This is a genomic window from Micromonospora sp. NBRC 110037 (genome assembly GCF_001652995.1).
Classification (GTDB): Bacteria; Actinomycetota; Actinomycetes; order Mycobacteriales; family Micromonosporaceae; genus Micromonospora; species Micromonospora chalcea.
Genome location: NZ_BBVA01000008.1, coordinates 190,124 through 207,830 on the forward strand (window position 1 = coordinate 190,124; position 17,707 = coordinate 207,830).

21 protein-coding genes and 2 tRNA genes are annotated in these 17,707 nt (G+C 70.8%); 14 read left to right on the top strand and 9 right to left on the bottom strand.

The features are described 5' to 3' along the window. Positions 1 to 154 precede the first annotated feature (154 nt). The 12 genes from A4R25_RS23065 to A4R25_RS23115 all read left to right on the top strand — a co-directional run bounded on the left by A4R25_RS23065 (position 155) and on the right by A4R25_RS23115 (position 8,015). Positions 155 to 553 carry a hypothetical protein gene (locus A4R25_RS23065; protein WP_013477439.1) on the top strand — a complete coding sequence of 133 codons (399 nt, stop codon included), beginning with the start codon at positions 155 to 157 and terminating at the stop codon, positions 551 to 553. Further along, on the top strand, positions 553 to 762 hold the full coding sequence (locus A4R25_RS23070) for a hypothetical protein (protein WP_064448038.1): 210 nt from the start codon (positions 553 to 555) through the stop codon (positions 760 to 762). Before A4R25_RS23065 ends, A4R25_RS23070 begins: the two co-directional genes overlap by 1 nt. A 223-nt stretch (positions 763 to 985) precedes the next feature. Then, complete coding sequence (locus A4R25_RS23075; RefSeq protein WP_231915609.1) at positions 986 to 2,668, top strand: FtsK/SpoIIIE domain-containing protein; 1,683 nt, start codon at positions 986 to 988, stop codon at positions 2,666 to 2,668. Continuing rightward, positions 2,665 to 2,985: a spread protein gene (locus A4R25_RS23080; RefSeq protein ID WP_082931110.1), complete on the top strand. Its 321-nt coding sequence runs from the start codon at positions 2,665 to 2,667 to the stop codon at positions 2,983 to 2,985. The genes A4R25_RS23075 and A4R25_RS23080 overlap by 4 nt, the downstream gene beginning before the upstream one ends. A gap of 27 nt (positions 2,986 to 3,012) precedes the next feature. After that, a complete protein-coding gene (locus tag A4R25_RS23085) occupies positions 3,013 to 3,201 on the top strand; it encodes a hypothetical protein (RefSeq protein ID WP_064448039.1) in 189 nt (62 codons plus the stop codon). Then, positions 3,198 to 3,458 (top strand): hypothetical protein, encoded by a 261-nt coding sequence (locus A4R25_RS23090; RefSeq protein WP_064448135.1) that lies wholly within the window; start codon positions 3,198 to 3,200, stop codon positions 3,456 to 3,458. Before A4R25_RS23085 ends, A4R25_RS23090 begins: the two co-directional genes overlap by 4 nt. Beyond that, positions 3,443 to 4,033: a hypothetical protein gene (locus A4R25_RS23095; RefSeq protein ID WP_064448040.1), complete on the top strand. Its 591-nt coding sequence runs from the start codon at positions 3,443 to 3,445 to the stop codon at positions 4,031 to 4,033. Before A4R25_RS23090 ends, A4R25_RS23095 begins: the two co-directional genes overlap by 16 nt. Beyond that, the gene (locus A4R25_RS31570; protein ID WP_197494957.1) at positions 4,030 to 4,176 is read left to right on the top strand and encodes a hypothetical protein; all 147 of its coding nucleotides are present in this window, start codon (positions 4,030 to 4,032) and stop codon (positions 4,174 to 4,176) included. Before A4R25_RS23095 ends, A4R25_RS31570 begins: the two co-directional genes overlap by 4 nt. A 78-nt stretch (positions 4,177 to 4,254) precedes the next feature. Further along, positions 4,255 to 4,698, top strand: a complete 444-nt coding sequence (locus A4R25_RS23100) for a hypothetical protein (RefSeq protein ID WP_064448041.1) — start codon at positions 4,255 to 4,257, stop codon at positions 4,696 to 4,698. Between the two features lie 217 nt (positions 4,699 to 4,915). Beyond that, the gene (locus tag A4R25_RS23105) at positions 4,916 to 6,670 is read left to right on the top strand and encodes a replication initiator (protein WP_064448042.1); all 1,755 of its coding nucleotides are present in this window, start codon (positions 4,916 to 4,918) and stop codon (positions 6,668 to 6,670) included. Continuing rightward, entirely contained in the window at positions 6,670 to 6,867 is a 198-nt protein-coding gene (locus A4R25_RS23110; protein ID WP_064448136.1) for a helix-turn-helix domain-containing protein, read from the top strand. Before A4R25_RS23105 ends, A4R25_RS23110 begins: the two co-directional genes overlap by 1 nt. Before the next feature lie 35 nt (positions 6,868 to 6,902). Continuing rightward, positions 6,903 to 8,015, top strand: coding sequence for a tyrosine-type recombinase/integrase (locus tag A4R25_RS23115; protein ID WP_231915610.1), 1,113 nt, complete (start codon positions 6,903 to 6,905; stop codon positions 8,013 to 8,015). A 55-nt stretch (positions 8,016 to 8,070) separates the two neighbouring features. Here A4R25_RS23115 and A4R25_RS23120 read toward each other — a convergent pair. From A4R25_RS23120 to gyrB, 6 genes are all read right to left on the bottom strand, one after another. Beyond that, positions 8,071 to 8,146 (bottom strand) — tRNA-Ala (locus tag A4R25_RS23120). A gap of 10 nt (positions 8,147 to 8,156) precedes the next feature. Next, positions 8,157 to 8,285: a DLW-39 family protein gene (locus A4R25_RS31900; protein WP_013283222.1), complete on the bottom strand. Its 129-nt coding sequence runs from the start codon at positions 8,283 to 8,285 to the stop codon at positions 8,157 to 8,159. A 43-nt stretch (positions 8,286 to 8,328) separates the two neighbouring features. Next, a tRNA-Ile gene (locus tag A4R25_RS23125) sits at positions 8,329 to 8,402 on the bottom strand. A 145-nt stretch (positions 8,403 to 8,547) separates the two neighbouring features. Then, entirely contained in the window at positions 8,548 to 9,480 is a 933-nt protein-coding gene (locus A4R25_RS23130; protein WP_043327671.1) for a DUF3566 domain-containing protein, read from the bottom strand. Positions 9,481 to 9,483: 3 nt separating this feature from the next. After that, a complete protein-coding gene (gyrA, locus tag A4R25_RS23135; protein ID WP_064448044.1) occupies positions 9,484 to 12,003 on the bottom strand; it encodes a DNA gyrase subunit A in 2,520 nt (839 codons plus the stop codon). A gap of 130 nt (positions 12,004 to 12,133) precedes the next feature. Next, the gene (gene gyrB, locus A4R25_RS23140; protein WP_043327672.1) at positions 12,134 to 14,080 is read right to left on the bottom strand and encodes a DNA topoisomerase (ATP-hydrolyzing) subunit B; all 1,947 of its coding nucleotides are present in this window, start codon (positions 14,078 to 14,080) and stop codon (positions 12,134 to 12,136) included. Positions 14,081 to 14,627: 547 nt separating this feature from the next. Between gyrB and A4R25_RS23145 the strand changes: the two genes are divergently transcribed. After that, positions 14,628 to 15,182, top strand: a complete 555-nt coding sequence (locus A4R25_RS23145; RefSeq protein WP_064448045.1) for a hypothetical protein — start codon at positions 14,628 to 14,630, stop codon at positions 15,180 to 15,182. On the opposite strand, the gene A4R25_RS23150 is transcribed toward A4R25_RS23145, so the two are convergent. After that, positions 15,167 to 15,655 carry a MarR family winged helix-turn-helix transcriptional regulator gene (locus A4R25_RS23150; protein WP_064448046.1) on the bottom strand — a complete coding sequence of 163 codons (489 nt, stop codon included), beginning with the start codon at positions 15,653 to 15,655 and terminating at the stop codon, positions 15,167 to 15,169. The two genes, A4R25_RS23145 and A4R25_RS23150, sit on opposite strands and share 16 nt — an antisense overlap. An 81-nt stretch (positions 15,656 to 15,736) precedes the next feature. On the opposite strand from A4R25_RS23150, the gene A4R25_RS23155 reads away from it, so the two are divergent. Beyond that, on the top strand, positions 15,737 to 15,976 hold the full coding sequence (locus A4R25_RS23155) for a hypothetical protein (RefSeq protein ID WP_043327675.1): 240 nt from the start codon (positions 15,737 to 15,739) through the stop codon (positions 15,974 to 15,976). Here A4R25_RS23155 and A4R25_RS23160 read toward each other — a convergent pair. Together A4R25_RS23160 and recF are read right to left on the bottom strand one after the other, a co-directional pair. Further along, on the bottom strand, positions 15,967 to 16,572 hold the full coding sequence (locus A4R25_RS23160; protein WP_064448047.1) for a DciA family protein: 606 nt from the start codon (positions 16,570 to 16,572) through the stop codon (positions 15,967 to 15,969). The two genes, A4R25_RS23155 and A4R25_RS23160, sit on opposite strands and share 10 nt — an antisense overlap. Continuing rightward, positions 16,565 to 17,695, bottom strand: a complete 1,131-nt coding sequence (recF, locus tag A4R25_RS23165; RefSeq protein ID WP_043327677.1) for a DNA replication/repair protein RecF — start codon at positions 17,693 to 17,695, stop codon at positions 16,565 to 16,567. Before recF ends, A4R25_RS23160 begins: the two co-directional genes overlap by 8 nt. Positions 17,696 to 17,707 lie beyond the last annotated feature (12 nt).

Consider the following 17,707-nt stretch of genomic DNA (forward strand, 5'->3'; position numbering starts at 1 on the left):
AGGAAACCCCGACTCCAACTCTTGACCTGACTAGCCAAGGCGGCCTAACCTCGGTGCATGCCACTTGGCTAGCCAGGCAGGTCAAGCCTGGTGCACAAGCTCTACCGGATGGGTCCGGCTGAGCAGAAAGCGCATTGCGCTGAAGGAGGAATCCGTGGCTCTTCGTGGTGGTACTCGGTTCTCGGTTCCGTTCGAGGCGGTCTTTCCGCATGGCGCGGTGTTCGTGCCGGACTCGATCGCGGAGGCGCAGGACTTCAACGAGGCGACTCGTCAGCGGACGCCGGCGAAGGACAAGGTGACCGGGCAGCGGGTGTGGCAGTGCCGGGTGATGGACATGGACCCGGAGCTCGGCTCGCGGTCGCGTGAGGTCGCGATCAAGATCCTGGCCGATCACCAGCCGGTGCCGCCGGTGGGTCCGTTCCAGCCGGTGGAGTTCGAGGGCCTGACGGTCACCCCGTACGTGGGCAGCAACGGTCGGCTGGCGTTCTCCTACCGGGCCACTGGTCTGGTGGCGCCGAAGACCCTGGCGGAGACGCGCGGGAAGGCCGCGTGATGGCTGGCCTGCACATGACGGCGAACGTGCACGTGAAGCCGGAGACGGAACTGTCGTTCTCGCTGTACCCGACGCAGGGTCGGGTGGCGGTGCAGATCGGTGGGGTCGGTGGTGACGTGACCTTGTTCCTGCCGGGCAGCGAGATTGACCGGTTGGCCGGTGTGCTGGCTGACGCGCGTGAGTCCCCGTCGGCCGTGACGGCGGCCTGATTCCTGTTGGTGGCGCGGGGCGGTCCTGGCCCTAGGAAAGCTCGACCGCCCCGCTGCCCTCTCAAACCCTCTCGACCTGGAAGGGCAGGTTCATCATGCCTGTTGTCCTGGACTGGACGCGCGGTGCGGGTGCCGGCGAGCCGGTCCCGTGTGTCATCTGCGGTAAGCCTGCGATCTGCCGGAGTCCGGCGGGCAAGCCGGTGCACAAGGTCTGCGCGGAGACGTGGACCGAGCAGCGCAACGCTGGCCGCAAGGCGGTGGCGTGATGGTGCGGGCGCCGCTGGTCAACTTCCGCCGGTTTCAGATCACCGCGCCGTGGCCGCTGCTCTGGACCGTCACCGCCCTGTTCCTCCTGTTCCGCCTCGCCGTGGCCGTGGTCCGGCTCGCGGTGTTCGTGGTGCGCCGTTGGCGGGCCTGGCCTGCCGTGGCCCTGGTCCTGCTCGCCGTCGACGTCTACCGGGCGCACGGCTGGTGGCCTCACCTCCTAGCCGCCGTCGTCCTCGCCGCTGCTGGTGGCGTGTGGTGGTGGCGGGGCCGGGACTCCTTCCACCGCCTGATGGTGCTGCGGGTCGTCTCGGTGTGGCGGCGGTTGTGGGTGTATCGGCGGCAGTGGCACGAGGTGATGTCGCTGTGCGGGCTGGTGAAGAAGTACGACGGCGGGGAAGTCGTGCCGGAGCTGTTGTCGGTGCGCTGCTCCTACGCCACGGACGAGCTGGTGCTGCGGATGCCGAAGGGCCAGAACCCGGAGGTGTGGCACAAGGCCGCCCGGGATCTCGCGTACTCGTTCGGTACCCGGCACTGCCGGGTGTTCTCCACCCGCCGCCACCCGGTCCCGCACCGCACCGGCCGTCTCGCCTGGCTGCTGCGGCTGGTCGATCGGGTGCGGTTCCGCGACCGGCCCCGGCACGTGTGGCTGGTGTTCATCCGCCGCGACCCGCTCACCCGCATCGTCGCCCCGCTGCCCGTGCCCGCCCGTCCGGACTTCACCGCCCTGCCCCTCGGTTTGCGCGAAGACCTGGCCGTCTACGCCTTCCGGCTCCTCGCCACCCACGTCCTCATCGGCGGCGCCACGCGGATGGGCAAGGGCTCGGTCATCTGGTCCCTGCTCCGCTCCCTCGCCGCCGGTATCCGGTCGGGGCTGGTGCGGGTGTGGGCGATCGACCCCAAGGGCGGCATGGAACTGGCGATCGGCCGGCCGCTGTTCTCCCGCTACGTCGATGACGACTGGTCCCGCATGGCCGACCTGCTCGAAGACGCCGTGGCCCGGATGCGCGCCCGTCAGCAGATCCTGCGCGGCAAGGCCCGCGTCCACACCCCGACCGTCGATGAGCCGCTGATCGTCGTGGTGATCGATGAGATCGCCGCGCTCCTGGCCTACCTGCCCGACTCCGAGGTGCGCCAGCGGATCACGCAGGCGCTGGGGTTGCTGCTGTCGCAGGGTGCCGGCCTCGGTGTCCTGGTCGTCGCCGCCACCCAGGATCCCCGCAAGGAAGTCGTCTCGGTGCGGGACCTGTTCCCGACCCGCATCGCTCTCGGGCTCACCGAGCGGGGCCACGTCGATCTGCTGCTCGGTGATGGCGCCCGCGAGCGGGGAGCCCTGGCCGATCAGATCCCGCTGTCCGGTAAGGGCGTGGCCTACGTGCTGCTGGACGGGCAGCCGGAACCGGCTCGGGTCCGGTTCTCCTACCTGGCCGATGACGTGATCCGGGACATGGCCGCGACGTTTCCGGCCCCGCCGGAGACGCAGCCCGAGCCCGCGGTCCAGCCGGCGCCCAAACCTCGCGCCAGCACCGGCAACGGGCGGCACACCTACCGGCCAACGCCGAAGCAGGGCGCGCCGCTGTTGCCGCCGTCGCTGCTCAACGCCCTGGACCTCAACCCCAGCAACGGGAGTGACCCCCGATGACCCACCACGAGCAGATCCCCGACGGCACTGCGGTGCGGATGCCCTACGCCGACGAACCCGACGACCAGGAGCAGACCCCGGAACCGCGGCGGTTCTACCGGCTGCGCGCCCCGCACATCGACAAGGCGTCCGTGCCGGTCACGGTCCGGGTCACCCCCGACGCCGACCTCTACATCGCCGTCGGCGCCGGCCGACGCCGCATGTACCTGACGCCTGCGGAGGCGTGGGCGCTGTGGCGCTGCCTCTCCGAAGCCGTCGCCTCCACGGGCGAGCCGCCGGAGTGGATCCGCGTGCACGTCAACCCCACCACCCGCTAACCCTCGCCTGCCTGCTTGGAGATCCCGATGGCTACTCGTCGTCTCGCTCGCCGGCCGATCCGCCGGACCTGCCTCGACCTGCTCCACACCGACCCCGACCAGTCCTGCCCCTACTGCGCCCCCGACCCCGACGCCGTCGACGTGATCGCCGCGGCGCTGCGCCGCCACGCGGAGATCGCCGCCGAGGACGCCGAAGCGTGGGGGTGGGCGGCGTGAACCCGCAGATCTGGTCGTGGCTCCTGATGGCCGTCGGCGTCACCGGCCTGTGGCTGGCCGGGAAGCGCTCCTGGACCGGCTGGGCCGTCGGCCTCGCCGCCCAAGGACTGTGGCTGGCCTACGCCATCACCACCCGCCAGTGGGGCTTCCTCGCCTCCTGCTTCGTCTACGGCGCGGTCTACCTGCGCAACCTGCACGCCTGGCTCCACCCCACCCCGACGACTGAGCAGGAGGTGACCCGATGCGCCGCTTCCTGAACCCCGACCGGCTGGAAGCCGTCGCCCTGGTCCTCATCCTCCTCATCGTCGCCGCAACCGCCGGATGGGCGTCGTTCTCCCACGTCCACGACTGGACCATGCGCCACGTCCCACCCGGCACCCCCGACGCCTTCGGCTGGGCCAACGCCGTCCTGTCCGACCTCGTACCCGTCGCCTGCCTACTCGACATCCGCCGACGCCGACGCCACCGCCAACCCATCAGCTACCCCGTGTTCCTCATGCTCGCCTTCGCGTCCTTCTCCCTCGCCGCGCAACTCGCCGTCGCCGACGCGAGTCCGTCGGGGTGGCTGCTGTCCGCGCTGCCCGCGCTGGCGTTCATGGCCCTGACAAAGCTCGTCTTCACCGGCACCCCCGCACCCGCCCGGCCGACCCCGGCTCCCGCTCGGGAGCGCGTCGACGCCGACCCCGTCGACGTCCCGACTGTCCCGGCGCCCGTTTTCACGCCCCCGCCCTCGGCTCCGGCTCCGGCTCCGGTTCCGGTCCGGTCGGCGCTCGTGTCGTCGGTCGTTCAGGCCCCGCGCAACGGCCACATCGTCTCGGAGGTCACCCGATGACCCAGCCCAAGCAGCCGCCCCTGATGGACACGTGCGCCGTGTGCAACGGACCGATCGAGTACGTCGACGTGAAGGACCCCTACTGGCGGCACACCGACATGCGCAACCTCGCCAAGCCCCACGCCGCCCGCCCCCGCCGCTAACCCCGACCGCTGCGGCGTGGCCGACTCACCCTCGACCGCGCCGCAGCACCCCATCGAGCCAGAGCAGGAGAACCCGCGATGCACTCGCCCACCCGTACCGCTCTCGCCCACCGGACCCGTCCCACCACACTGACCCGCCGGATCGTCGGCACCCCCGCTGAGGTCGCCGCCGCGCTCGCCGTGCTGCGGGAGTCGGGGCGGCTGATGTTCGCCGACCGCCCCCACCAGCATGCTGACGGCCGGGTCACGGTCACCGTGCGGTTCCTGAACACCGCCCGCACCACCCCACCGCCCGTGCGTCGGCTGCGCCGCGGCCGGGTCATCGCCGCCGCCGCCATCACCACCACGGCTGTCGGTGCGCTGGCCGGAATCGGCTACCTCGCCGCCCAGGTCGCCCACACCGTCCAGCGCAACGCGCCCGCCATCGTCGGCGTGGTCCTGGTCCTGCTCGTCCTGGCCGTGCTGCTGCTGCGCCGCAAGGCCACCTGCGGCGGACTGCACTGCTCAGGATGCCGCCACTGACCGCCACTGCCCGGCCCGTCTACTGCGCTCGCTGCCGCCGCCGGGCCACCGCCCTCATCGAAGCCGGCCAACCCGGCACCGGCCACTACCGCGCCGAAACCGCCTGCACCCGCCACCAGGCCGCTGCCCGCCGCTGGGCCAGCCACGCCGGCCCACCCCGCACCACCCCCATCGGCCCTGCACCCGCTGTCCTGTTCGAGCTTCCGGAGGTGACCCGTTGACCGCCCCGACCCTGCCCGGCCTCACCCCCGACCCCACCCCACCCGCCGCCCCCGTGGCCGTTCCCGCCGACCTTGGTCCGGCGCCCGGCACCCGTGCAGCCCGACTCGCGCTGCCGATGTCGCGCAAGGTGCTCACGGAGATGGCCGCCGAGTACGGCGTCTGCCTGCACCCGGTCACCCTGCGCCGCACCGACCTGCACACCGGACACACCGAAGTCGTAGACCTGCCCTGCGGCTCCACCCGCGAAGACAAGTGCGAGCCGTGCGCGAAACGCGCCCAACGGCTGCGGCAGACGCAGATCCGGGAAGGCTGGCACCGCACCGACGAACCCGCGCCCGCCCCGAATCCGGCCACCGACGCCCAGCGGGAGTTGATCCTGCTGCGCGCGCATCTGGAGTTCGCCCGCGATGAGGCCCAACGCGCGGCACAGTTCGACCAGGTGCCCGCCATCGATGAGGCGATCGGGGAGGTAGAGGAAGCCATCGCCGCCGAAGGACTCCGCGGCGCCGTCGCCCCACCCCACGACTCCGACGACGACAACGCGACCCGGCGGAAGCGCTCCACCCGCCGCCGCCAAGACGCCCCCGACCTACCCCGCAAGAAGGTCGAACCCCGCACCGTAGGGAAGGTCTACACCGCCCCCGACGGCACCGAACACCGGCCGTCCATGTGGCTCTCGCTCACCCTGGACACCTACGGGCGGGTCCTGCCTGACGGCACCCCCGTCAACCCCGACACCTACGACTACCGGCGAGCAGCCTGGGATGCGGTGCACTTCGCCCGGCTCCTGGACAGGTTCTGGCAGAACCTGCGTCGCTGCGTCGGCTGGAACGTCCAGTACGCCGGGTGCGTCGAGCCCCAACGCAGGCTCGCCCCGCACGCGCACTTCGCCATCCGCGGCACGATCCCACGCGCGGTGCTGCGGCAGGTCGCCGCCGCGACCTACCACCAAGTCTGGTGGCCCGCTGCTGACGAACCCGTCTACACCCTCGACCGGCCACCGGTATGGGACGCCGACTGCGCCGAGTGGATCGACCCCGATACCCGCGAGCCGCTGCGTTCGTGGGCTGACGCCCTGGACCTCATCGACTCCGACCCCGACGCGCAACCGGCGCACGTCGTCCGGTTCGGCGCCCAGGTCCACGCCGAAGGCGTCACCCCCGGCACCGTGCACGCCAACCGCACGATCGGCTACATCACCAAGTACATCACCAAGAGCGCGGCCGACTGCCACAAGCCCGACAGCGACCGGCAGCGAGACCACCTGGACCGGCTCTGGCAAGAACTGCGGGTGACCCCGTGCAATGAGCGGTGCGCGAACTGGCTGCTCTACGGCATCCAGCCGAAGAAGGCCCACGGGCGCCTGCAACCCGGACGCTGCAAGGGCAAGGTGCACCAGCGCGCCACCCTCGGCATCGGCGGCCGACGCATCCTCGTCTCCCGCGACTGGTCCGGAAAAACCCTCTCCGACCACCGCGCCGACGCCCGCGCCTGGGTCCGCAACCTCCTCGGCGTCACCGTCGGCGCCACCGACGCGAATGCCGTCGGCCAGGACGACCCGCCCGCGTACGCCTGGGAACTCGCCCGACCCGACGACCCGGACCTACCGCCGCTGCAACACCGGCTCCTCAAGGCGCTGTCGCAACGCGCGCAGTGGAAGGCGGCACTGCTCGCGGCGAGAGACAAGGCGACACAGGGCGTCCCGGTTCCGACCCGATCCGACCTCGACTCCCCGGAAGGACGTGCGTGATGATCCAGCCCCGCGCCGTGGCTCCCAAAAGCGTCCGCCCCGCCGAAGCTGCCGCCCTGCTGGGCGTCTGCCGGGACACCGTCTACGTCCTGATGCGCTCCGGGCGACTGCGGTCGATCAAGGCTGGCCGGGCTCGCCTGATCCCGCTGACGGCAATTGACGAGTTCCTGTCGGCTGATGAGGAGTTCGCGGCATGACGGGCCGTCGCCGTCGGGCTCACGGGGAAGGCTCGGTGTACGAGCAGCGGCCGGGCGTGTGGGCTGCGGTCATCGACCTCGGGTGGATCGACGGGAAGCGGAAGCGGAAGTACGTCTACGCCAAGAGCGAGGCGGAAGCGGTCCGGAAGCGCGACGAGCTGCGGCGCCAACTTCAACTCGGCGTCGACCTCACCGCGCAGCCTCGGACCGTTGAAGCCTGGCTGACCGAGTGGCTGAGGGACGTGAAGGCTCACGACGGCACTCGGCCGTCGACGCTCGCCCGCTACCGACTGGCCGTGACCAAGCACCTGGTGCCGGGTCTGGGTCGGGTGAAGCTCGACCGGCTGACGCCTCGGGAGGTACAGAGGTTCCTCACCGGGCTTCGCGGCAAGCTCGCGCCGGCCAGCATCATCAAGGTTCACGCGGTTCTGCGCGTCGCCCTGGCCGACGCCGAGCGGATGGACCTCGTCGCTCGCAACGTCGCCAAGGCGGCCAAGCCACCCGCCCTTGGCCGGGTCGAACGACGGGCACTGACTCCCCAGGAGGCCAAGCAACTGCTGTCGGTGCTCACCGGGGACCGGTTGGAATCCCTGTTCGTCCTGGCGCTGGCCACCGGGCTTCGCCGGGCGGAACTGCTGGGCCTGCGCTGGTCGGATGTCGACCTGCCCAATAAGGCGCTGTTCGTTCGCCAGACGGTCCAGCGCACCGACCGCGGCTTGGAGTTCGTACCGCCGAAGACGCACCGGTCAAGCCGACCTCTGCCACTGTCCGCGCTGGCGGTCCGGGCATTGGAGGCTCAGCGGGTCCGGCAAGCCAAGGAACGGCTTGCGGCGGGGGAGCTGTGGTCGGACTTCGGATTGGTCTTCGCCAGCACGATCGGCACCCCGATGGAGCCGCGGAACGTCAATCGGCGATTCGAGCAGCTACGCGCGGCGGCCGGGTTGGACTGGCTGCACCTGCACGACCTGCGCCACGCATTCGCCACGTTCCTGCTCGACCAGGGCGAGGAGCTGCGCACGGTGATGGAGCTGCTCGGGCACTCCACGATCCGGATGACAGCCGACACCTACGGGCACGTCCTGCCGGCGCGGGCTCGTCAGGCTGCCTCGGCCATCGACCGAGTCCTCGGCGAGGAGGGGACGGCGTGACCGCTTGGCTGTACGAATGGCTGTACTCGGACCCGAGATCAACCGAGGAAAGTGCTGGTGGAGCCCAGGGGACTCGAACCCCTAACCCCTGCCTTGCAAAGGCAGTGCTCTGCCAGTTGAGCTAGGGCCCCGTGTCGGCGCTCAGCGCAGGTCGGGCGCGGTGGTCGCCTCGTGCCACAGGGCGCGCTCGTCGTTCGACGCCTTGACCTTCTTGGCCACGACGGCGGCCACACCGACGATGCCGGCCAGGATCAGGAGCTTCTTGAACATGTGCTTGACCCCTCGTGCTCGACTGCCGTCGGACGATGTGCGGTGGGGCTAGCTGGAATCGAACCAGCGACCTCAGAGTTATCAGCTCTGCGCTCTAACCGACTGAGCTATAGCCCCGCGTGGCGACGAGCAAGGTTAACCCATCGCCTCCGCCGCGCCCAAATCGGGGGGTCCGTGGCGGAAGCACCCGCGCCACCCCGAACCTACCCGGACGCACGACGCCGGGGCGACCGCTTTGCGCGGCGCCCCGGCGTCGACCGAATCAGTCCCGCTCGGCGAGCGTCAGCTCGATCCCGCCGACCAGGTCGGCGCAGACGTTGTAGACGAACGCGCTGAGCGTGGCCAGCGCGGTGAACAGCACGACGTTGACCAGGCCGATCAGCGCCGACGTCAGGATCACGCCCTTGGCGGTGATCCGGAAGCCGCCGCCGCCCTGGCCGCCGCCGGCGTTCACCAGGTCGGTCAGGCTGTCGTTGACGCTCTTGAACACGCCCATCGCGTCCAGCGCGAGGTAGAGCACCGAGGTCGCCACGACGACCACGATGAAGAGCACCACGGACACCGCGAACGCGAACTTCATCACGGACCAGGGGTCGATCCGCTTCAGGTTCAGCCGGGCCCGTCGCGGCCCGCGGGACGCGGCCGAACTGACCGAGGTACGCGCGGCGCGTACCGCCTCGCCCACGCGCGCGGCGCCGACTGCGGCCGCGCCGCTGACGCCCGGCGGCAGGCCCCCGCCGTTCGCGGGCCGGGACTGGCCGGTGGCGCCGGTGGTGGTCGGACGGGCGCCGTCGGGCGACGTCTTCGGCGCGGTGCCCAGGCCGGCGCCGATACGCGGCTGGGTGCCGGTCGTACCGGTGGAGGCCCGGCCGGCCGCGGCCGGTGGCTTGATCGGCTGTGTGCTCGTGGCGTTCGCGGGCTTGGCCGCCGGAGCGGCCAGACCGTTGGCCGACGTCGGCGCGTCGACCTTGGTCTCGGCCGACGAGTCCCGGGAACCCGAGTCCTCGCCCGGCTTGTCCGGAGGCGGCGCCATGCCGGGGGCGCGGGTGAACTTCGGGGCAGGCGCGTCGGCGGGAACCGTGGCCCGGCCCACGGCCGCACGGCCGGTAGCTGGTGTACCGCCCTGCGCAGCCTCCTCCTCGGCCGGGGTGGCCGAGGTCCCCTTGTTCCCCGACTTCGCCTGTGTCTCCGTCATCAACTAGTCCTGTTCGTCAGGCTCGTCGGCATTGCGAGCAATCGCCACGATAGTCACGCCGTCCGGGAGGTCCATCAGCTTGACCCCCATTGTGTTCCGGTCACGCGTACGGCGTACAGGCTTCACCGGAGTCCGGATGACGCCGCCGTTGCTGGTGATGGCGAACAGCTCGTCCTCCGGATCGATCACTACCGCGCCGACCAGGCCACCGCGTCGCTCGGTGATCTTCGCGGTCAGCACGCCCTTACCTCCCCGGCCCTGCACCGGGTATTCCTCGATCGGGGTACGTTTCGCGTAACCCCCGTTCGTCGCGACCAGAACGTCCAGACCCTCTCGCACCACCTCGACCGCGAGCAACTCGTCCTCGCCGCTGAAGCGCATGCCGATCACACCGGACGTGGCCCGGCCCATCGGACGCAGCGCCTCGTCGGTGGCGTTGAAGCGGATCGCCTGGGCGTTCTTCGACACCAGCAGCAGGTCGTCCTCCGGAGCGGCCAGGACCGCACCGACCAGTTCGTCCTCATCGCGCAGGTTGATCGCGATGATGCCGCCGGAACGGTTGGAGTCGAACTCCTCGAGCCGCGTCTTCTTCACCAGGCCGTTCTTCGTGGCCAGTACCAGGTAGGGCGCCACCTGGTAGTTCGGGATTTCAATGATCTGCGCGATCTGCTCGTCGGGCTGGAACGCGAGCAGGTTGGCCACGTGCTGGCCCTTGGCCACCCTACTGGCCTCGGGAAGCTCGTACGCCTTCGCCCGGTAGACCCGACCCTTGTTCGTGAAGAACAGGATCCAGTCGTGGGTAGAGCATACGAAGAAGTGGCTGACGATGTCGTCCTGGCGGAGCGTCGCCCCGCTGACGCCCTTGCCGCCACGCCGCTGCGACCGGTAGAGGTCGACCTTCGTCCGCTTCGCGTACCCGGTGCGGGTGATCGTCACGACCACGTCCTCGCGGGCGATGAGGTCTTCCATCGAGACCTCGCCGTCGAACGGGACGATCTTCGTACGCCGGTCGTCGCCCCACTTCGCGACGATCTCGCCCAGTTCCTCCGAGACGATCCGCCGCTGCCGCTCCGGCTTGGCCAGGATGTCCTTGAGGTCGGCGATCTCCAGTTCGAGCTTCGCCAGGTCGTCCAGGATGCGCTGCCGCTCCAGGGCGGCCAGCCGGCGCAGCTGCATGTCCAGGATCGCGGTCGCCTGGACCTCGTCGATGTCCAGCAGCCGGATCAGGCCCTGCCGGGCGTCCTCCACCGTGGGCGAACGCCGGATCAGGGCGATCACCTCGTCCAGCGCGTCCAGCGCCTTGGACAGACCGCGCAGGATGTGCGCCCGCTCCTCGGCCTTGCGCAGCCGGAACGCGGTCCGCCGCCGGATCACCTCGATCTGGTGCTCGACGTAGTACCGGATGAACTGGGCCAGGTTGAGCGTGCGTGGCACGCCGTCGACGAGCGCCAGCATGTTGGCGCCGAACGTCTCCTGGAGCTGGGTGTGCTTGTAGAGGTTGTTCAGCACCACCTTGGCGACCGCGTCGCGCTTGAGCACGAGCACGATCCGCATGCCGGTACGCCCGGAGGACTCGTCGCGGATGTCGGCGATGCCGGCGAGCTTGCCCTCCTTGATCAGCTCGGCGATGCGCTCGGCGAGGTTGTCCGGGTTGACCTGGTACGGCAGCTCGCTGACCACGAGCGCCGGCCGGCCACGCTTGTCCTCCTCGACCTCGACCACGGCGCGCATCCGGATCGAGCCGCGCCCGGTCCGGTACGCGTCCTGGATGCCCGCCTGGCCGACGATCAGGCCGTGGGTCGGGAAGTCCGGGCCCTTGACGATCTCCAGCAGGGCTTCCAGCGTGGTGGCCTCGTCGGCCTCCGGGTGCTCCAGGCACCACTGCACCGCCGCGCCGATCTCGCGCAGGTTGTGCGGCGGGATCTTGGTGGCCATGCCGACCGCGATGCCCTCGGAGCCGTTGATCAGCAGGTTCGGGATCCGCGACGGCAGGATCGTGGGCTCCTTGGCCCGGCCGTCGTAGTTGTCCTGCAGGTCGACGGTGTCCTCGTCGATGTCCCGCAGCATCTCCATCGCCAGCGGGTCGAGCTTGCACTCGGTGTATCGCATGGCGGCGGCCGGGTCGTTTCCGGGGGAGCCGAAGTTGCCGTTGCCGTCGACCAGCGGGTAGCGCAGCGACCAGGGCTGCGCCATCCGGACCAGCGCGTCGTAGATGGCCGAGTCGCCGTGCGGGTGGAACTGGCCCATCACGTCGCCGACGACGCGGGAGCACTTCACGTATCCGCGGTCCGGCCGGTAGCCGGAGTCGAACATGGCGTAGAGGATCTTGCGGTGGACCGGCTTGAGCCCGTCCCGGACGTCCGGCAGGGCCCGCCCGACGATGACGCTCATCGCGTAGTCGAGGTACGAGCGCTGCATCTCGACCTCGAGGCCGACCGGCTCGATCCGGTCGTGCTGGACGACCGCGGCCAGTGTCTCCGGGGTCTCCGGCTCGTTCGGGGTGGACTCGGGAGTATCGGTCACTGTTAACCCTTATCAGACTCTTCAGTCATGGTCTCGCTGTGGATAACGGCTGTGGAAAGCGTTCAGACTGTGGATAACTCTGTGGACTACCGGGTCGGCCGGTGGATCACCGGCCGGCCCGGCGCGTCCGTCAGATGTCCAGGAACCGCACGTCCTTGGCGTTGCGCTGGATGAACGACCGACGTGCCTCGACGTCCTCACCCATCAGGACGCTGAACAGCTCGTCCGCGGTTGCGGCGTCGTCGAGCGTGACCTGGCGCAGCGTGCGCGTCGCCGGGTTCATCGTGGTCTCCCACAGCTCGGGGTAGTTCATCTCACCGAGACCCTTGAACCGCTGGATGTCGTCCGGGCGGGCGTTGGGCTTCTTCTGCTGGCGCAGCGCGATCAGCCCGTCGCGTTCCCGGTCCGAGTACGCGTACTGGGCGTCGTCGCCCTTCTTGTTCCACTTGATCTTGTAGAGCGGCGGGGCGGCCAGGTAGACGTGCCCCAGCTCCACCAGCGGCCGCATGAACCGGAACAGCAGCGTGAGCAGCAGCGTCTGGATGTGCTGGCCGTCGACGTCGGCGTCGGCCATCAGCACGATCTTGTGGTAGCGCAGCTTCTCGATGTCGAAGTCGTCGTGGATGCCGGTGCCCAGCGCGGTGATCAGCGCCTGCACCTCGTTGTTCTTCAGCACCCGGTCGATGCGGGCCTTCTCCACGTTGAGGATCTTGCCGCGGATCGGCAGGATCGCCTGCGTACGCGGGTCGCGGCCCTGCTTGGCCGAGCCGCCGGCCGAGTCGCCCTCGACGATGAAGACCTCGGACTCGCGCGGGTCGGTGGACTGGCAGTCGGCCAGCTTGCCGGGCATCGAGCCGGACTCCAGCAGCGACTTGCGCCGGGCGAGCTTGCGCGCCTGCTGGGCGGCGATACGGGCCCGGGCCGCCTGGGAGGCCTTCTGGATGATGATCTTCGCCTCGGCCGGGTTGCGGTCGAACCAGTCGACGAGCGACTCGTTGCAGACCCGCTGCACGAAGCCCTTGACCGGGGTGTTGCCCAGCTTGGTCTTGGTCTGGCCCTCGAACTGCGGGTCGGTGAGCTTGACCGAGATGATCGCGGCCAAGCCCTCGCGGATGTCCTCACCGGAGAGGCGCTCGTCGCCCTTGAGCAGCTTCTTGTCGGCGCCGTAGCGGTTGACGACGCTCGTCAACGCGGCCCGGAAGCCCTCCTCGTGGGTGCCGCCCTCGTGGGTGTTGATGTTGTTGGCGAACGTGTAGACCGACTCGCCGTACGACTCGTTCCACTGCATGGCGATCTCGACCGACATGCCGGTCTCCTCGGCGCCGAACTCGACCACCGTCTTGTGGATCGGGCTCTTGGAGGCGTTGAGGTGGCGGACGAAGTCGGCGATGCCGCCCTCGTAGTGGAAGGTGACCTCGCGGGTCTTGCCGTCCTCGTCCTCCGGGACCCGCTCGTCGAGCAGGTGGATGGTGAGGCCCCGGGTGAGGAAGGCCATCTCCTGGAGGCGCCGGTAGATGGTGTGGAAGTCGAAGTCGACGGTCTCGAAGACGTCGGGGTCGGGCCAGAAGGAGACGGCCGAACCGGTGCGGTCGGTCTCCTCGCCCTTCTCCAGCGGCGTCGGCTTGGAGTGGTCGTAGCGCTGGCGCCAGACGAAACCGTCCTTGTGGATCTCGACCGCCATCCGGGTGGACAGCGCGTTGACCACGGAGACGCCCACGCCGTGCAGGCCGCCGGAGACCGCGTACGCCTTGCCGTCGAACTTGCCGCCGGCGTGCAGCACGGTCAGCGCGACCTCGACACCCGGCTTCTTCAGCTTCGGGTGCAGGTCGACCGGGAAGCCACGGCCGTTGTCGGTCACCCGGACGCCGCCGTCGGCCAGCAGCACCACGTCGATGGTGTCGCAGTGCCCGGCCAGCGCCTCGTCCACCGCGTTGTCGACGACCTCCCACACCAGGTGGTGCAGACCGCGCTCGCCGGTGGACCCGATGTACATACCGGGGCGCTTCCGGACCGCTTCCAGGCCTTCGAGAACGGTGATGGACTCGGCACCGTACTTCTTGTTGTCCTCCGCTGCCACGCTCGGCCACTTTCTCGCACCGGCCGCGCGTGGGCGCGGGGGCGCGGGTTCGGCGGACAGGACGCGACGTCGGCGCGCACGGACCGCCCCTGGGATCACCAGGCACGGATCGTGTACGCCGGGCGCCACGGTTGCCCGCGGATCGCGATCGGCTCGGACCCGAGGCGGGACTATGATCGAGGGCCCGTAGGGCCCCTGCCCGTCGCTCCGTCTCGGGTCTTTCGTCTCGCTCCCAATCTTACTGTGCGGAGCCGACCAAACCGCCACTCGGCACCCTCTCCGAGGCGGCTGAGAATGCCGTAGCCGGACGAACCGCGCCTCCCGCGACTCCCCCTACACGCCAACGGGGCACCGCCGCGCCACCGGCCACCGTGAGCCGTGACGATCATCCGACCGGTGATCGGCTGCTGTCCCGACCGGGGGTCGCGGCCGGGTCCGGCGTGCCGTAGCTTTTGCGGCGCCGCCGTTGCGGTCTTGATCTTTCGCACCCGCAACCGGGACGATCGTCGAAGATGGTCCGAAAACGCTTGGTGAGAGGTGACGCCCGATGGGGCTGGACAACGTCGCGGTGCACTGGCCGCGGACCGGCCGCTTCTACGACCCGGTCGCGCCGGCCGAGTTCGTGGACTTCGGCGAGATCGTGGACGTCCCCCGGATCTCCGCGCCGACCGCCGCGCTCGCCGAGCTGATCGCCAAGACCGGCACGGTACGGGCGACCGCGTACACCGAACTGGTCGACCTGATCCTCGGGCTGGAAAATGTGCTCTACGCCACGGAGAACTCGGCCGAGGACGAGGACCCGGTGATCGACCCGGACGGCTGCTCGTGGATCGCCGAGGGCCTGGAGAAGTTCGTCGCCCGGCACCGGCCGTACGGCGAGGCGGTCACGTTCGAGTCGGTGAGCGAGGTGCTGCGCGCGTTGCTGGGTGACGGGCGGCTCGCCGCGCAGCAGCTCCGCTGGCTGGACAGCCGGCTGGACCGGCTGCGCGACGACAGCGGCGACCCGCCGCAGTGGAACTTCACCTGCGCCGAGCTGAGCGTGCTGGCGGCCTTCTACCGGCGCTGCGCGGAGCGCGGCTTCGCGGTCTACGCCGACGCCTGACCGGGCGCCGCAGCGCCGGAAGAAGACGTGGCCCGGTTGGCGGCCGCGATCACCTCGGTCAGCGCCGTGTGCAGGTGCCGCAGGTCGGCCAGCGGCAGACCCAGGCGCTGCACGATGGCCGGCGGGATCCGCTCGGCCTGCGTCCGCAGCGCCTGCCCCTCGGCGGTGAGCGAGACGGCCAGGCTGCGCTCGTCGGCGGCGTCGCGTTCCCGCCGGATGTAGCCGGCCGCCTCCAGCCGCTTGAGCAGCGGTGACAGCGTGCCCGGATCGAGCTGGAGCAGCCGGCTCAGATCCCGCCCGGACAGCGGCGCGTGCTGCCAGAGCGCCAGCATGACCAGGTACTGCGGGTGGGTGAGCCCCATCGGCTCCAGCAGCGGGCGGTAGACCGCGACGACGCTCCGGGCGGCGACCGACAGCGCGAAGCAGACCTGCTGCTCCAGCGCCAGGGGGTCCTCCTCGATCGGGTCGGTCACCTCGTCCTCCTCGTTGTCGTTGCGATCCTAGCAACGATTGGTGTACCAATGGTTTGCACACAAAACAGGGAGGGCGGCGGGATGAGCGACGACGAGCAGGTGGGCGACGCCTCCGGCAAGGGTGGCCGCCTGTTGGGCTGGGTGTTCCAGAACCTCGCCGGCCCCTCCCAGGTCCAGGGCGCGGTGCAGGGCGGCTCCCGGCTGGCCCGCGAAGCCTGGAAGCAGGACCTGGAACGCCGCAAGCAGTGGAGCCGCGAGCAGCGCGAACTCAAGCGCGCCCGGCGGGAGGCCCAGCGCTCGGGCGGCGACGGTCAGCCGTAGGTGTCGCGGGGCCCGCGCCCGCGTACCCGCCGGGGGCCGCGCGACCACGACGGCGCAGCCGGGCCGTGAATGTGCAGCTTGCGCACCACGTTGTGGCCGACCTCGCGGGCGATCTGCTGCAACAGCGAGCCCGCCAGCAGACGCAACTGCGTCGCCCACGCCGTCGAGCGCGCCTCCACCGTCAGCTCGCCGTCCTCCAGCTTCACCGGGCGGCTGTGCTGGGCGACCTCCGGGCCGACCACCTTCTCCCACGCGCCGAACACCGTCGCCTCGGCCGCCGGCTGCTGCCAGCCCCGCGCCTTGACCAGCTTGTCCAGCACCGCACCCAGCGGCTGCGGGTCGCGCGGATCCGGCCCCGGGCCGGAGTAGCCGCGCAGCCGCTTCTCGCCGTCGCCGCGGACCGCGCCGCGCCGCCGGGGAGCCGCCGCCTGCCGCCGGGCCTTCGCCGCGTCGAGCACCGCCCGCGCCAGTTCCGGCCCGGTCGCGCCCTCCGGCAGGTTCGCGCCCGGCTCGCCGTCCGCGGGCTTTCCCGGGGTACGCGCGTCGCGTCCCGGCCCGAGCCGCGCGGGCGGTAGCCGCACCTCGTCGTCAGACACGTCGCACCGTCCCGTCGCCCACCGCGTACCGGGTGCCGCGCAGGGTCGCCGGCACGTCGTCGTCCACAGCGCAGGTGACGAGCAGCTGGCTCGCGCCGCCCACCAGCTCGGCCAGCCGGTCCCGCCGGCCGGTGTCCAGCTCGGCGAAGACGTCGTCGAGCACCAGCACCGGCTCGATCCCGTCGGCGCGCAGCAGGTCGTACCCGGCCAGCCGCAGCGCCAGCGCGTAGGACCACGACTCGCCGTGGCTCGCGTACCCCTTGGCGGGCAGCGGGCCGAGGGTGAGCGCCAGGTCGTCGCGGTGCGGGCCGACGAGCGTGGTGCCGCGCTCGATCTCGGCGGCGCGGTTCGCGGTCAGCGCGGCGGCCAGCGCCTCCGCCAGCGCCGCGCGGTCCGCGCCGGGTTCGGGCAGCTCGACCGAGGGCCGGTACGCGATGCCCGCCGCGCCGCGGCCGGCCGCCACCGCGTCGTACGCCTTCGCCACGTGCGGGGTGAGCGCGGCGACCAGTTCCAGGCGGCCGGCGAGCAGGTCCGCGCCGTGCTGGGCCAGATGCGCGTCCCACACGGCCAGCGTCGACAGGTCACCGCCGCGTGTGCCACCGGTCTTGCGAGCGAGGTACGAGGTACGCAGCAGCGCGTTGCGTTGCTTCACCACGCGTTCGTAGTCGGCGCGTACCCCGGCGAAGCGGGGCTGGCGGGTGACCAGCAGGTCGTCCAGGTAGCGGCGCCGTTCCGAGGGGTCCCCGCGGACCAGTTCCAGGTCCTCCGGCGCGAACAGCACCAGGCGCAGCGCGCCGAGCACGTCCCGGGCGCGCCGGGCCGGGGACCGGCCGAGGCGGGCCCGGTTGGCCTTGCCCGGCACGATCTCCAGCTCGACAAGCAGTTCCCGGCCCTCGTGCACCACCGCGCAGCGGATCACCGCCGAGGTGGCGCCCATCCGGACCAGCGGGGCGTCCGTGGCGACCCGGTGCGAATCCAGGGTCGCCACGTAGCCGAGCGCCTCGACCAGGTTCGTCTTGCCGACGCCGTTGGCGCCGACGAGCACGTTCGGCCCCGGCTCCAGGTCCACGCCGACGCGCTCGTACGAGCGGAAGTCAACCAGTTCGAGCCGGCGGACGTACACAGGCTGTGAATA